13 protein-coding genes are annotated in these 14,321 nt (G+C 70.0%); 4 read left to right on the plus strand and 9 right to left on the minus strand.

Going from position 1 to position 14,321, the window contains the following annotated elements; translation table 11 throughout:
* Window positions 1-7 precede the first annotated feature (7 nt).
* The 3 genes from ACQPXM_RS31325 to atpE form a co-directional block, all read right to left on the minus strand.
* On the minus strand, window positions 8-304 hold the full coding sequence (locus ACQPXM_RS31325; protein WP_432940267.1) for an MGMT family protein: 297 nt from the start codon (window positions 302-304) through the stop codon (window positions 8-10).
* Window positions 305-425: 121 nt separating this feature from the next.
* Window positions 426-1,265, minus strand: coding sequence for a TIGR03560 family F420-dependent LLM class oxidoreductase (locus ACQPXM_RS31330; protein WP_432940270.1), 840 nt, complete (start codon window positions 1,263-1,265; stop codon window positions 426-428).
* 72 nt (window positions 1,266-1,337) lie between these two features.
* Complete coding sequence (atpE, locus tag ACQPXM_RS31335) at window positions 1,338-1,562, minus strand: ATP synthase F0 subunit C (protein WP_432940272.1); 225 nt, start codon at window positions 1,560-1,562, stop codon at window positions 1,338-1,340.
* Between the two features lie 76 nt (window positions 1,563-1,638).
* On the opposite strand from atpE, the gene ACQPXM_RS31340 reads away from it, so the two are divergent.
* A complete protein-coding gene (locus ACQPXM_RS31340) occupies window positions 1,639-2,244 on the plus strand; it encodes a TetR/AcrR family transcriptional regulator (protein WP_432940274.1) in 606 nt (201 codons plus the stop codon).
* 3 nt (window positions 2,245-2,247) lie between these two features.
* On the opposite strand, the gene ACQPXM_RS31345 is transcribed toward ACQPXM_RS31340, so the two are convergent.
* Window positions 2,248-2,514, minus strand: coding sequence for a DUF2277 domain-containing protein (locus ACQPXM_RS31345; RefSeq protein WP_077015551.1), 267 nt, complete (start codon window positions 2,512-2,514; stop codon window positions 2,248-2,250).
* Between the two features lie 85 nt (window positions 2,515-2,599).
* On the opposite strand from ACQPXM_RS31345, the gene ACQPXM_RS31350 reads away from it, so the two are divergent.
* Window positions 2,600-3,238: a TetR/AcrR family transcriptional regulator gene (locus ACQPXM_RS31350; protein ID WP_432940277.1), complete on the plus strand. Its 639-nt coding sequence runs from the start codon at window positions 2,600-2,602 to the stop codon at window positions 3,236-3,238.
* 2 nt (window positions 3,239-3,240) lie between these two features.
* Window positions 3,241-4,041, plus strand: a complete 801-nt coding sequence (locus tag ACQPXM_RS31355) for a maleylpyruvate isomerase family mycothiol-dependent enzyme (RefSeq protein WP_432940279.1) — start codon at window positions 3,241-3,243, stop codon at window positions 4,039-4,041.
* Window positions 4,042-4,120: 79 nt separating this feature from the next.
* On the opposite strand, the gene moeZ is transcribed toward ACQPXM_RS31355, so the two are convergent.
* The 5 genes from moeZ to ACQPXM_RS31380 all read right to left on the minus strand — a co-directional run bounded on the left by moeZ (window position 4,121) and on the right by ACQPXM_RS31380 (window position 13,336).
* The gene (gene moeZ, locus ACQPXM_RS31360; protein WP_432940282.1) at window positions 4,121-5,311 is read right to left on the minus strand and encodes an adenylyltransferase/sulfurtransferase MoeZ; all 1,191 of its coding nucleotides are present in this window, start codon (window positions 5,309-5,311) and stop codon (window positions 4,121-4,123) included.
* 91 nt (window positions 5,312-5,402) lie between these two features.
* A complete protein-coding gene (locus ACQPXM_RS31365) occupies window positions 5,403-6,647 on the minus strand; it encodes an MFS transporter (protein ID WP_432940285.1) in 1,245 nt (414 codons plus the stop codon).
* Window positions 6,648-6,672: 25 nt separating this feature from the next.
* Window positions 6,673-9,414, minus strand: coding sequence for a Calx-beta domain-containing protein (locus ACQPXM_RS31370; RefSeq protein WP_432940287.1), 2,742 nt, complete (start codon window positions 9,412-9,414; stop codon window positions 6,673-6,675).
* 133 nt (window positions 9,415-9,547) lie between these two features.
* A complete protein-coding gene (locus ACQPXM_RS31375) occupies window positions 9,548-12,316 on the minus strand; it encodes a Calx-beta domain-containing protein (protein WP_432940289.1) in 2,769 nt (922 codons plus the stop codon).
* Window positions 12,317-12,406: 90 nt separating this feature from the next.
* The gene (locus ACQPXM_RS31380; RefSeq protein ID WP_432940292.1) at window positions 12,407-13,336 is read right to left on the minus strand and encodes an alpha/beta fold hydrolase; all 930 of its coding nucleotides are present in this window, start codon (window positions 13,334-13,336) and stop codon (window positions 12,407-12,409) included.
* Window positions 13,337-13,378: 42 nt separating this feature from the next.
* On the opposite strand from ACQPXM_RS31380, the gene ligD reads away from it, so the two are divergent.
* Window positions 13,379-14,305, plus strand: a complete 927-nt coding sequence (gene ligD / locus ACQPXM_RS31385) for a non-homologous end-joining DNA ligase (RefSeq protein WP_432940295.1) — start codon at window positions 13,379-13,381, stop codon at window positions 14,303-14,305.
* The last annotated feature ends 16 nt before the right edge of the window (window positions 14,306-14,321 follow it).

A 14,321-nucleotide genomic window follows, 5' to 3' on the forward strand; every position in this document is an offset into this window, starting at 1 on the left:
AGGCCGGTCAGTCCTTCGGCTCCCAGCGGGCCTTGCGCAGGTCGACCTTGCCGTTGGTGACGCGGACGCCGTCGCCGCGCAGCAGCTGGAGCTGGTCGTCGACGACCTCGTCGGCGGGCACGCCGCTGGCGCGGATCACCCGCCACCACGGCACGCCGCCGCCGTACTCCCGCATGATCGCGCCGACCTGTCGCGGGCCGCCCTGACCGACGTACGCGGCGATGTCCCCGTACGTCGCGACGCGGCCCGGCGGGATCGACTCGACGGCCTGCAGCACTGCCTCGACGTACTCCTCCCGGTCCACGGCGCCAACGCTAGCGCCCGGGCGGACGTGCAGCACCCACCAAGCAGCCCGACGCGGGCAGCGCCACGCCTGCTGCCGCCTGGAAACCGGGCCCGACCGGGGGTTGGTGGGTGGTGGACGTTCAGGAGAGCGGCGCGAGTGCCTTCGCCAGCGGCTCGAGGACCGACGGGGAAGCGTCGAGCGGGAGGTTCATGATGACCAGGTCGACGCCGGCCTCGCCGTACGCCGCGGCCAGGGCGACCGCGTCGTCGAGCGGCTTGTCCGGGTCCATCCGGACGTTGACCGAGCAGGTGATCTCGTTGACGTCGCGGCCGAGCTTGTCGCAGTGGTCGACCAGGATCTGTTTGAGCGGCGTCCACTCCTGCGGGCTCTGCACGATCACGTTCCACTGCTGGGCCCAGCGGGCGACCGCGCGCAGAGTCCGCTTCGGGCCCTTGCCGCCGATCGTGATCGGCGGATGCGGGGTCTGTACGGCCTTCGGTTCGCAGTACGCGTCGGTGAGCTTGACGTAGCGGCCGTCGTAGTTGGCGACCTTCTGCGTCAGCAGCGCGATCATCGCCTCAACACCCTCGTCGAACCGGTCGAAGCGCTCCTTCAACGGCGGCAGGTCGATGCCGTACGCCGCGGTCTCCATCTCGTTCCAGCCGGCGCCGACACCGAGCTCGAGCCGGCCGCCGGAGATGATATCGGTGGTCGCGGCCATGTTCGCCAGGACGGCGGGATGCCGGTAGATCATCCCGGTGACCTGGCAGCCGACCCGGATCCGGGAGGTGGCCTGGGCCAGCGCGGCCAACGTCGTCCAGGCTTCCAGGTTCGGCCCGGCCATGTCGCCGGTGAGCGGGTAGAAGTGGTCCCAGTGCCAGGCGGACTCGAAGATCTCGAACTCGTCCGCGGCCACCCAGACGTCACGCATCTGCTGCCACCTGGTGTGTTCGGGCCGGGTCTTGATCGCGAACCGCATCGCACGCCTCCACTGGTAAGGGCTTGCCGCCACCAGGAAACCTACACCCGCTCGCCGGCTCGGCGCAGGGGATCAGACCCGGAACACGAACGCCAGCGCGATCCCGATCACCGCCAGCACCTCGACCACGCCGAAGCCGATCCAGGCGATCGACTGCAACGTCTCCCGCGCCTCGGGTTGCCGGGCGGTCCCGTTGATCACGGCGCTGAACATCATCCCGACCCCGATCGCCGAACCGATCGCGGCCAGCCCGTAGCCGAGCACGGCGACGTTGCCGGTGACTTCCAGTGCGAGCATCTCCAACCTCCTGTGTATACGTTTGTCTATGACAAGCGTATACGACGATCGTCTACCGGCGGCGTAGACTGCCAGGGTGGGAAACCGGGAGAAGTTGCTGGCGACGGCCAAGCGCCTGATCGCGGAGAAGGGCTACGGCGACATCACCGCGCGCGACCTGGTGAACGAGTCCGGCACGAACCTGGCCTCGATCGGGTACCACTTCGGGTCGAAGGAAGGCCTGCTGACCGAGGCGATGCTCGACTCCTTCGGGCATGAGGACGAAGGAATCGAGAGACTGGTCGGCGCGGCGGTAGACGGTGGAGGCGCAGCCCATCAGTTGGCCGGACGGGATCCCGGCGAGCGCCTGGCGAATCTGCTCGACGTACTCGCCGAGGTCTTCCGCGCCGATCCGCGGCGCACGACGGCGAGCATCGAGGCGTTCGCCCGGGCGCCGCACTCCCCCGAGGTCAAGGAGAGGCTGGCGGCGGTGTATCAGCAGTACCGTCGGCAAATGGCCGCGGCGGTCCTGGGTGCGGAGGTGGACGACCTCGATCCGCAGGTCGCCCACCGCGTCGGCTCGCTGGCGCTCGCGCTGATCGACGGGCTGGCCCTGCAGGCCTTGCTCGATCCCGGTCAAACCCCCGACGGGAAAGACATCCTGGCCGCCCTCGACCTGCTACGGCCCGCGAAGCGCGGGTAAAGGTCAGTCGAGGCCGAGGCGTGCCCTGACCTCGGGGCGGCGCAGCGGCGGGACGGTCTGTGGCGGCACGCGACGGGCCGGCATCTCCTCCAGCAGCGCCTCGGTGATCCGGGCGATCTCGGTCGCGGCGCGCTCAATCGGCTCGCGGGTGGTCGCGCTCAGCGATCCGACGCCGGTCACCTTACGGACGTACTGGAGCGCCGCCGCGTAGATCTCCTCGGAGGTCGCGGACGGCTCCAGGCCTCTCAGGACAGTGATGTTTCGGCACATGCTCCGACGGTACGCGGCGGCGGGGACACTGCAGAAGATCTACGAGCTGTTGACTTCCCTAATGGTCTTAGGTTTTCCTCAGACCATGAGCACAGCCGCTTCGCTCGACCGCCGGGCCCGCCGGCGCCGGCAGACGATCGACGAGATCCTCGACGCCGCATTGCGGTTGATGGAGGCCGAGGGGGTCGCCGCGTTGAGCCTGTCCGCGGTGGCGCGCGAGGTCGGCATGCAGCCACCCTCGCTGTACCAGTACTTCGCGTCGAAGATGGCGATCTACGACGCGCTGTTCCGGCGCGGGGCCGAGCAGGTCCTCGCCGTACGCCGGGAGGCGGCGCGGACCGCGGACACCGACGATCTGCTGGAGCTCGACCTGATCTGCCTGACCGCCGTCAGCCGCTGGGCGATGGCCAACCCGGTGTACTCGCAACTGCTGTTCTGGCGGACGGTGCCGGGTTTCGAGCCGACCCCCGAGGCCTTCGCGCCGGCACTGGAGGTCATGCAGGAGCTACGCGACCACCTCCGCGCCACCGTCGACGCGGGACTGCTGCATCCGGACGCTGCGACCGAGGACGGCGTGGCGCTCTACACCTCGATCACGGCCGGCGTGCTGTCCCAGCAACTGGCCAACGAACCGGAAGCGACGTTCGAGCAAGGCCGGTACACCCGGCTGCTGCCCGTCGTCCTGGAGATGTTCCACCAACGCTACGCACCACCCAGGGGGTAACCATGATCGCCGTTCGCGCACAAGAGATAGCACGCGCCGACCGGCAGCGCTGCCGCGAGCACCGCGACGCCGAGATCGCCGCATGGCGGGACCTGCTGGCGACCATCGCCGGCAGCGATTGGCAGCGGCGTACCGTCTGCGACGAGTGGGACGTCGCCGATGTCGTCGGGCATCTGTGCGGCCAGGCCGAGGACGTGATCCGCCTGTGGTCGTTCCCGCGCCGCTACCGCAAAGCCAAGCGGGTCTACCCGGACGTGGTCCGGCTCGACGCGCACATGATGGTCCAGGCCGACGAGCACCGCGGTACGCCGCCCGACGTGCTGCGCGAACGCTTCGACCGCCTGTGGACGAAGGCGACCCGGACGATCTCACGCAACCCGGCCCTGCTGCGCCGGATGACGATGTCGATCGAGGGCATCCCCGGCTTCGAGTCGATCGATCTCGGCTACGTCCAGGACATCCTGCTCGCGCGGGACCTGTGGATGCACCGCGACGACGTCTGCCAAGCCCTCGGCCGCCCGTTCGACGCGGGCCCGTATGCCGAGGAACTGATCGCGCAGGTGATGCGCGACCTGATGGACGGCCCGTTCTGGGGTTCGCGTCCGGCGGTGGTCGTCGAGCTCAGCGGGCAAGGCGGCGGGGTCTACGAGCTGGGCGTCGGCGATCCGGTCGCCACGGTACGCACGGACGCCGTCGGCTACATGCGGACTGTGTCCGGCCGCGACGACGAGCCGGTGGTGGAGCTGATCACCGGCGACCCGTCAGGAGCCGATGCCGTCGCGACCTGCCGAATGCCGTTCTGACCGAAGCGGTCGCGACTGGTCCCTCATCACATGACGAAGCCCCCGCCGTACCGAAGTACGACGGGGGCCGGTCGGCAACTCAGTACGACGGCTGCGACGGGTCGATCTGGTCGACCCAGGCGACCACGCCGCCGCCGACGTGCACGGCGTCGGAGAAGCCCGCGCCCTTGGCGATGGCGAGCACCTCGGCGGAGCGCACGCCCGACTTGCAGTGGAAGACCAGCTGCTTGTCCTGCGGGAGCTTCTCCAGGGCGACGCCGGTCTGGAAGTCGGCCTTGGGGATCAGCACCGAGCCGGGGATCCGGTTGATCTCGTACTCGTTGGGCTCGCGGACGTCGATCAGCACGAAGTCCTTCTCGCCGTTGTCCTTGAGCTTGATCCACTCGCTCAGCTGCTTGACCGAGATGGTCGCGCCGGCGGCGGCGTCGGCCGCCTCCTCGGTGATCGCGCCGCAGAAGCTCTCGTAGTCGATCAGCTCGGTGACGGTCGGGTTCTCGCCGCAGATCGCGCAGTTCGGGTCCTTGCGGACCTTCAGGGCGCGCCAGTTCAGGTCGAGCGCCTCGTAGATGTTCAGCCGGCCCAGCGACGGGTCGCCGATGCCGGTGAGCAGCTTGATCGCCTCGGTCACCTGCGCGGCACCGACCGACGCGCACAGCACGCCGAGCACGCCACCCTCGGCGCAGGACGGGACCATGCCGGGCGGCGGCGGCTCGGGGTAGAGGCAGCGGTAGCACGGGCCGTGCTCGGCCCAGAACACGCTGACCTGGCCGTCGAAGCGGTAGATCGAGCCCCACACGTACGGCTTGCCGAGCAGCACCGCGGCGTCGTTGACCAGGTACCGGGTGGCGAAGTTGTCGGTGCCGTCGACGATCAGGTCGTACTGCTCGAAGATCTCGAACACATTGTCGTTGTCCAGCCGGGTCTCGTGCAGGACGACGTTCGTGTACGGGTTGGCCTCGAGGATCGACTCCTTGGCCGACTGCGCCTTGGACTTGCCGATGTCGGACTGGCCGTGGATGATCTGGCGCTGCAGGTTGGACTCGTCGACGGTGTCGAACTCGACGATGCCGAGCGTGCCGACACCGGCCGCGGCCAGGTAGAGCAGCGCAGGGCTGCCCAGACCGCCGGCGCCGATCACCAGCACCTTGGCGTTCTTCAGCCGCTTCTGCCCGGCCATCCCGACCTCGGGAATGATCAGGTGCCGGGAGTACCGGCGGACCTCGTCGATGGTCAGCTCGTCGGCCGGTTCGACCAGCGGGGGCAGTGACACGTGGAGCTCCTCGTCAGCGGGAATATCGGGGGGATTCCGGGTTCAACCGTCCTTCCCTCCTCCATGTTCCCGTACCGGTCCAAGCACCCGGTCAGGAGTCCAGATCCCGGGACATCTGTCTCACTGCGAGCGCGGAGCCCAGCGCGACGAGGCAGACCAGGGCCGGCGCGGTCCACCGGTGTCCGCTGACCTGGCCGAAGTCGTCCACCCGCCCGACCAGCGGCACCACCACGGCCGAGACCGTCCCCGCGAACAGCCCGTTGATCCCGTACGCCGCGGCAACCTGCCCCGGCGGGGCCAGCGCCGCCGTGAGGTCCTGGATCGGCGGCACCGCAAGCGCGTTCCCGGCCGCGATGACCACGGTCCCGGCGAGCAGCAGCCCGACCGGCGCCAGTACAGCGGCGCCCGGCCATCCGGACCCGACCGGTACGACGTCCTCCGGCCACCCGGCCCGGGTCAGCACGACCGCTCCGAAGCCGACCGCGGTGAGCGCGATCCCGGCCGCGGCAGCCCGGATCGAGCCCAGCCGGCGCTGGACCGTGAGCAACCGGACCTGCAGCACAACGGTGGTCACCGCGATCAGCACGAACACCGCGCCGGTGCCGACAGCCGCGTGACCGGTCAGCCGGGTCGCCTCCAGCGGCAGCAGCAGGAACGCGCCGTTCCAGACGGCGTACTGGCCGCTGGCGGCGGCGCTGAAGAGCAGCAGCCGGCGGGATCGCAGGATGGCCAGTACGGCGCGGCCGAGCGACGGTGCGGTCGGCTGCGGCGCCGGTGGAAGCACCAGCAACTGGCCGACCGCCATCGCGGTGAAGACCAGGGCCGCCAACAGACAGGTGGTCTCGAAGCCGAGCGGAGACGCGGCGACGGCGACCAGCGGGCCGACCGCGGAGCCCAGCACCGAGGCGCTGTTGAACAGCGAGAACGCCTCACTGCGCCGGGCACCGGCGGCCACGCCGAGGTAAGCCCGGGTCGACGGAGCGATCAGCGAGCCGGCCAGTCCGAACACGGTGATCGCGACCAGCAGACTCCACAGTTGCTCGGCGAAGGCCAGCATCACCAGCGAGACGGAGCGGGCGGCACTGCCGATCAGCAGTGCCGCCCTCAGTCCGATCCGGTCGGCGAACAGCCCGGCGCCGAACATGAGTCCCTGCTGGGAGAACGTCCGCCAGCCCAGGACCAGCCCGACCGCCGCGCTGCTGATTCCCAGCTCGACCGTGCCGCGAGTCGCGAGCAGCGGGACGACCAGGAAGAAGCCGAGCCAGACACCGAACTGGTTGACGATCAGGAAGCGCGCGGGGCCCGACAGAGCACCCCACATCTCGCGCCGCCGCATGGTCGGACTGTCGCAGACTCCGGTGTCAGTCGTTGTCGGTGATCGTCCCGGTCACAGTGAGCGGCAGCTTGACGTCCGCGCCCATCGCCTCGGTGATCCGGGCGGTGAAGGTCTCGGTGGGTTCCTTGACCTTGTCGTCGACCAGCCGGACCTGGATCACGCCCGTGGTCTTCCCGGGCTCGAGGTAGCCGTAGAACGAGCGGGACGGCGGCTCCTCGTCGAAGGTCCTGAAGTCCTTGCCCAGTACGGCGGTGCCGTCGTTCAGCTCGCCCTGCACCGAGACGAACTGGTCGCTGGCCGCCGAGAGCGTCAGCGGGAACTCCAGCAGCGTCGAGCCTTCCTTGGCCGTCGCCGCGCCGATCGTCAGCGTCGGGGTCGGGTCGTCGTCGACGACCAGCCCGTGTCCGAACGGTTCGTCCAGCAGTCCGTCGTGCGGGGCCGACAGCACCAGGCTGAAGTGCATGTCGGCGCTGTCACGGGTGTTCGCCTTGATCGGGACGGTGATCTTCTGCCGGGTCTGGCCGGGCTTGAAGACCACCTGGCGCGCGACCGCGCCGACGACCGTGCCGAGGTCGCCGTTGGTCTCGGCGTACACGGTGACCGGGCGGATGCTCGGCCGCGACAGCGCTACGGTGAAGTCGACGTTTCGCGTCCCGGTGTCCCCCTCCTGCACCTTGACGCTCGACGCGGAAAGCTTCGGCAGCAGCACCGCGGGCGCCGACGTCCCGACACCGGGCCGGGAGAACGACAGGTCGCTCAGCAGCACCGAGCCACTCGCCACCCGGTCGGTGCGCAGCTCCACCGCCCGGACGTCGCGCAGGTCGATCCCCTTCAGCGACGCGATCGGTACGCGCACGGTCCGGAGCAGGTGCTTCGGCACGCCATTGCCCGAGCCGGGCATCCGCACCAGCGCGTCGCCGAGAGTGGAGGCAGGCACCGACGCGGCGCGGCCATGGCCATCCACCACCCGGACGCTCAGGTCGGTCCGAGGCGCTCCGGCGGCGTCCGGCGCCGCGCGGAACGTCAGAGCGGCGTACCGGCGTACGTCGCGTTGACCGGCGGCAACAGGGATCCGCAGTACGCCGTTCTTGCCGGTCCAGCTCAGCTTGGTGACCGGAAGTGTCGGTGTCTTCTCCGCGAACCACGAAGTAACCCAGTGTGGCAGCTGGCTCTGGTCCTCGGTCTGCACGCAGTCTGACGAGCAGACCGTCGCCTTGGCCTTGCCGGAGACCGCCCCGGCCGGCAGCGGCTTGTCCAGCTTGGACAGGTCACGCCGATCGGCCGCAGGAGCCTGCGCCACAACCCGTACGACGGCACGACCAGCCGAAGCGGCTTGTGCGTTCGAGCTGTCGAGCAACGGCAGCAGCTGCTTCTCGTGGCCGAGCTGCAGCCGGAAGAATCCCGCCACGTACGCCGTACCGACGGCCTGCTGCTCCTTGGCGCTCAGCCGGCCCGCGTACTTCGGCCCACAGGGCGACTCGGCGCCTTCCTCCCACCAGTCGTCGTTGGACGGTGCGACCGACTGTCCCGGCGTCCACTCGGTGTTGAAGAAGTTGTGGTTGGCGCCGAGCACCGTCACGGTGGAGCGCGGCGCGTTGTCGCCGGTGACGGAGTACCGGGTGTCGTCGTAGAACTTCTGGCCCTGCAGGTCGGAGACGTCGCCGTCGCAGTACGGCAGCACGACGCTCATCGCGACGCCGGGCACGGTCGCCCGGGCGAAGTCGGTCGGGGCGAGTGGAAGGACCGCGCGGATCCCGTACCTGCCGCCGCGATCGGCGTTGAGTACGGCGGCGCGCGCCACGCCCTCACCGCCGCGCGAGTGGCCCATCAGGCCGACGTTGCGCAGGTCGACCTTGCCGACGAACCTGGTCCCGAACGGCGCACCGCCGACCGTGGACCACTTCTTCCACAGGTCGAGGTGGTCGAGCACCAGCTCGGCGCGAGCCTGCGCACCGGCGTCGTAGGCGTCGGCGTCCCAGGCGTTGACGGCGTTCGCGCTGATCGAGACGACCTGGTAGCCGTGACTGGCCAGCGCCTCGGCCGGGCCGTCGTACCCGCGGAAGCTCGGGATCGGCTTCCACTCGCCGGTGCACGGCCACGGCTGGTCGGGGAACGGGCCGTTCTCGTTGCCGCCGTAGCAGACCTGGTGCCGGCCGTGCAGGAAGACGACCAGTGGCCGCGGGCCGGTCGCACCGCGCGGCGAGTAGACCTTGCCGCGCAGCTCGGACTTGTGCTTGAGCCCCGGCAGGTAGACGGCCTCGTCACCGAGGTCGTACTCCGCGGTCTCGACCTGGTACTTGCCCTTGGCACCAGGGTCGTCCGCGAGCGTCGGCCCCATCTTCGCCTTCAACCAGTCGGCATCGGTCGGCCCCGCGGCGGCCTTCGAGCGCTTGGCGCCGCCGGTGGGATCGCCCGACCAGACCAGCCGGACGTTCCGGGCCCGCAGGACGGCCGGGTCCTTGCTGACCAGCGAGACGCTGCGCCGGTCGGCCGATTCCCGCGCGACGCCGACGGTTCGACCGTCGACCGAGAGCATCGGAAGCGCGTCCCGCAGCGGGACCGGCTGGTCCAGCCGCAGCGTGATCCGATAGCCGCCGGCGACCGGATCGATGCGCCAATCGTTGCTGCTGGCAACTGCTTGTGGTGGTGGCGGAGTCGGTGCGGCCGACGCCGCCGGCACCAACCCCACCCCCAGTAGTGCGACCGTCCCCAGCGACAGTGTGGTCCTGCCGATCAACCGCACGAGCTTCCCTTCGTCGACGAACAAGGTCGTCCGTCAGACCCCCGGAGCTGCCCCTTGGTTGTCCTGGTCAACGGATTGCGACGAAGATCAAACCACGGTTCGACGCCATGTCATGCCGGAGTCTGACGCGGCAGTGAGTGATCTGTGCTGGGGCCCGTCACCGGTCGTCGTCGACAATCAGCCCGGACCGCACCACCGGCCCGTTGAACTCCACCCCCTCGATCTCGTCGACCCGTAGCGTGAAGGACTCGGCCGGCTCCGCGGCCTTGTCGTTGAGCAGGTCGACGTGGATCCAGCCGACCACCTGGCCCGGCGTCACATGGCCGAACGCGCGGTGAATCCCGGGAGCGTAGCCCTGCAGGTCGCTGCCGAGCTTGGCCGTCCCGCTGATCAGCTGGGCGTCGAACTCGACGTACTTGCCGGTCGGCGCGGACAGCCGGACCGGGAACCGGAGCCTGCCCGACGCCTCGAAGCCGACTCCGTCGCTGATCGTCAGCACTGGCGACGGATCGTCGTCCACCACCACACCGTCGGCCTGGGCGTCCCCGACGATCGACTGCGTCGGCACGGACAACTGCAGCGTGCTCTGCAGGTCGTAGTCGTCCACCGTGTTGGCTTTGACCACCACACTGACCTTCTGCTTCGTCTGCCCCGGCGCGAACACCAGCCGCCGGCTCACGTCGCCGTCGTTCGCCTCGAACACGTCTCCGGTGCTGGTCTCGGCCCACACCGTCACCGGTACGGCGGACGGCCGCGACAGCGAGACCCAGTAGTCCAGCGAGGCGGTTCCGGTGTCGCCTTCCGTCGTCCTGGCGTCCGACACCGACACACTCGGCACCCGGAGCGGAGTCGGCGTACCCAGCCCGCCCGCGGAGAACGCGAGGTCGGACAGGTAGACCGCTCCGGTGGTCGTTCGGTCGGTCCGGAGCTCCACCGAGCGGATGTCTTTGCGGTCGAGCTTGCCCAGCCACCACAGCGGCAGCCGGACTGTCCGCAGCAGCGTCTTCGGCAGCGAGTACTCGTCCTGGCCGGGCAGGCGGAGCAACGCGTCGCTGATCGCCGACACCGGCACGTTGACGAACTGGCCTCGCCCGTCAGTGATCCGCAACGACAGGTCGGGCTTGGCCAGCCCTGTCGGCTCGGGTGAGGCGCGGAACGTCAGCGCGTCGTACTTGGTCACGTCCCGCTGGCCTACTGGGAGGTCAAACCGCAGCGAGCCGGTGGTGCCGGTCCAGCGCATTCGGGTGACCGCTGTGGTCGGAGCGGTTCTGGCGACCGCCGACGAGACCCAGTGCGGCATCCGCCAGCCGTCGTAGGAGGTCCAGCAGGGCGGCAGTTGCACCGGTGGCGCAGACGACGGTTGCGACAGACCGGCACACACCTCGGCCTTCGCGGCTCCCGTGACAACCCCGGAAGGCAGCGCCTGGTCCAGCCGGTGCACGTCCCGGCGCTGAGCCGCCGGTGCCTGGGACACCACCCGTACGACGGCCTTGCCGGCCGATGCGGCCCGGGTGCTGGAGCCGTCGAACAGCGGGAGCAGCGCCTGCTCGCGGCCCAGCTCCAGCCGGAAGAACCCGGCGATGTACGCCCGGCCGACGGCCTGCTGCTGGACGGCGGTCAGCCGCAGCCCGCTCTTGAACGAGCAGGGGTTCTGCGCCGAGCCGTTGTCCCAGGTGTCGTCGAACGACGGCGCCACCGACTGACCGGGCGTCCACTCGCGGTTGAAGAAGTTGTGGTTCGTGCCCAGCATCAGCACGGTCGACCGGTGTGCCTGGTCCGGTGTCACGGCGTACCGGGTGTCGTCGTAGAACTTCTGGCCCTGCAGGTCGACGACGTCACCGTCGCAGTACGGCAGCAGGACGCTCATCGCCACGCCGGGCAGGGTCGGCCGGGAGAAGTCGACCGGTGCGAGCGGGAGCACCGCGCGGATGCCGTACTTGCCGCCGAGGTGCTGGTTGAGCAGCGCGGCCCGGACGACGCCCTCTCCGCCACGGGAGTGACCCATCAGGCCGACGGTGCCGAGGTCGACCTTGCCGACGTACTGGCTGCCGTACGGACCGCCGCCGCTCGTCGACCACTGCTTCCACAGGTCGAGGTGGGCCAGGATGAGCTGGGCGCGGGCCATCGCACCGCCGTCGTAGGTGTTGTTGTCCCAGGCGTTGACGGCGTTCGCGCTGATCGACACCACCTGGTAGCCGTGGCTGGCCAGAGCCCACGCGGGACTGTCGTAGCCCCGGAAGCTGGGGATCGACTTCTCACCGGCCGCGCAGGGCCACGGTTTGTCGCCAGTGGGTGGGAACTGTCCGGTGCCGCCGTAGCAGACCTCGTGCCGGCCGTGCAGGAACACCACGAGTAGTCTGGGCCCGGTCGCACCGACAGGGGTGTAGACCCGGCCGCGCAGCTCGGCCTTGTGGCCCAGGTCGGGCAGGTTGATCGCCTCGTCGCCGAGGTTGTACTCGGACAGGCCCACGCCGTACCGGCCGACGGCACCGGGATCGACAGAGGTCGCGGGGCCCGCAGGGCGCTCCAGCCACTCCTTGACCAGGGCCGAGTCGCCAGCTGACCGCCCCGGCTTCCCCCGGTTGACCTCGGTCGACCAAACGAGCGTCACCCGGGTGCCTGTGCTGACAGACCTGTCCTGCGTGACGACGGTCAACGTACGCCGGTCCGCCGACTCCTGCGCGACACCGATCACCCGTCCGTCGACAGCCAGCATCGGAAGCGCGGCCCGCATCGGTGTCGGCGTGCTGAGCCGGAGGGTGACCCGGTAGCCGGTGGCGACCGGGTCGATGGCCCAGTCCTTGTTCTCGGACGGCTCCACCTGCTGGGTGGTCGCCCCGGTGGGTACTGCCTGACTCTGACCTGCCGGGATCAGCAGGGCCAGCGCGAGCGCCGGCACCACCCCCAGCCTCGCGTACAACCGCACAACTGCCCCCTCGGCCGACGTGTGGCCCCGCGCATGCGGGGCCCCTCCCCTACTGAGACGTCGGCGGGGCCAAAACGTTGCACGGCTGCGTCACCTTTGCACGGACCTGCAAAGCTGCCGGAAGGCTTGCTCGACTTCCTGCGGGTTCTCCATCTGGGCGACGTGTCCGGTCCGTGGCAGATAGAGCAGCCGCGCGTCCGGGAAAGCCTGCTGCGCCTTGGTGCGGATGCCCGCGTTCACCAACCGGTCGCGGCCGCCGTACACGAGCAGGACGGGGCAGGTGACCTTCGCGGCGTCCAGCCACAGCGAGCGGCTCGGCGGAGCCAGGTACGACAGCAGGATGCTGCGGGCTCCGTCCAGCGTGGCCTGCGGACCCCAGGGCTGCTCGTCGCGCGCCCGCAACTCCTCCTCGTACGCCCGCCGTACCTCGGGCGGCAGCCGATCCGGCTCGCCGAAGATCATCGCGTACGCCGCCTGCAGCCGCCGCTCGAACGGCAGCCGCTTGCTCCGCTCCAGCACCAGCGGACCCAGCCGCGGGGTGGACAGCGCGGCGAACCACAGCGCGATCGCCGACGCCCGGGGATGCGGCAGCGCCGGGGAGATCAGCGTCAGCGACGCCACTCGCTCCGGCCGGCTGGCCGCCAGCCGCACCGCGATCGCGCCACCCATCGAGTTGCCGAACAGGTGGACCGGCTCGTCGCCGAACTCGTTGTCCCACAGCTGCGCGACGACGTCGGCCTGGTCGTTGATCCCGCCGCGCGCGGCCGGCGGCGTACGGCCGAAGCCGGGCAGGTCGGGGGCGATGCCGCGGACGCTGTCGCTGAGCAGGTGCCCGAGCGTCGTCCAGTTCAGCGAGGAACCGCCGAGGCCGTGCACGAATACGGCCGGCGGCAGGTCCGGAGAACCTCCGGGCGTGTCCCGGACCAGGACGTCCACACCGGCGACCGGCACGGTGCGGGCCGGCCATTCCTGCGTCCCCAACGGCACCGAAGCGCCGGTTACTCCCGCGTAACTGTCCATCTTGCCATGTTAGAACCCCCGCGAGGCTGGACACTGGGAGCCATGGCGGCCGGACCGACACAACTGACCACCGAGGTCGACGGGCAGACGATGAAGCTCACCAACCTCGGCAAAGTGCTGTACCCGCAGACAGGTTTCACCAAGGCGGAGGTGATCGAGTACTACCACCAGATCGCCCCGCTGTTGCTGCCGCACCTGTCGGACCGGCCGCTGACCCGCAAGCGCTGGCCGGACGGCACCGGCGCGTCGTACTTCTTCGAGAAGAACGCACCGCGCGGTACGCCGGACTGGGTGCGCACCGTGACGCTGCCGACCCCCGGCAGCTCGACCGGCCGGGACGAGGCGGACTTCGTGATCGCCGACGACGTGCAGACGATCGTGTGGCTGGCGAACCTGGCCGCACTGGAGCTGCACGTCCCGCAGTGGCGGATCGGTCTGTCCGACGACGGCAAGGACCCGCAGGCCGACCTGATCGTGTTCGACCTGGACCCGGGGCCCGGCGTGAGCATCGTCGAGTGCTGCGACGTGGCACTCGCCCTGCGCGAGCTGCTCGGGCACTACGGCCTGGAGGGGTGGCCGAAAACGTCCGGGAACAAGGGCATGCACCTGTACGTGCCGATCGAGCCGGCGTCGTCCCGGGCGACCAGTGCGTTCGCCAAGCAGCTCGCGGAGCAGCTGGCCGAGGCGCTGCCGGAGAACGTGACCGCGAACATGACGAAGGCGCTGCGGCCTGGCAAGGTGTTCATCGACTGGAGCCAGAACAACAGCGCCAAGACCACGCTCGCGCCGTACTCGCTGCGCGGCGCCGAGGAGCCGCGGGTCTCCACCCCGATCGACTGGGACGAGGTCGCCGCGGCCACGAACCAGGCCGAGCTGACCTTCCTGCCGCACGAGGTGCTGGCCCGCGTCGAGGAGTACGGCGACGTGCTCGAGGGCCTGTACGACGACCCCAAGCCGCTGCCGACCTGACCGTACGGATCCGCAG

This window comes from Kribbella sp. CA-253562 (assembly GCF_050942265.1).
Taxonomy (GTDB): domain Bacteria; phylum Actinomycetota; class Actinomycetes; order Propionibacteriales; family Kribbellaceae; genus Kribbella.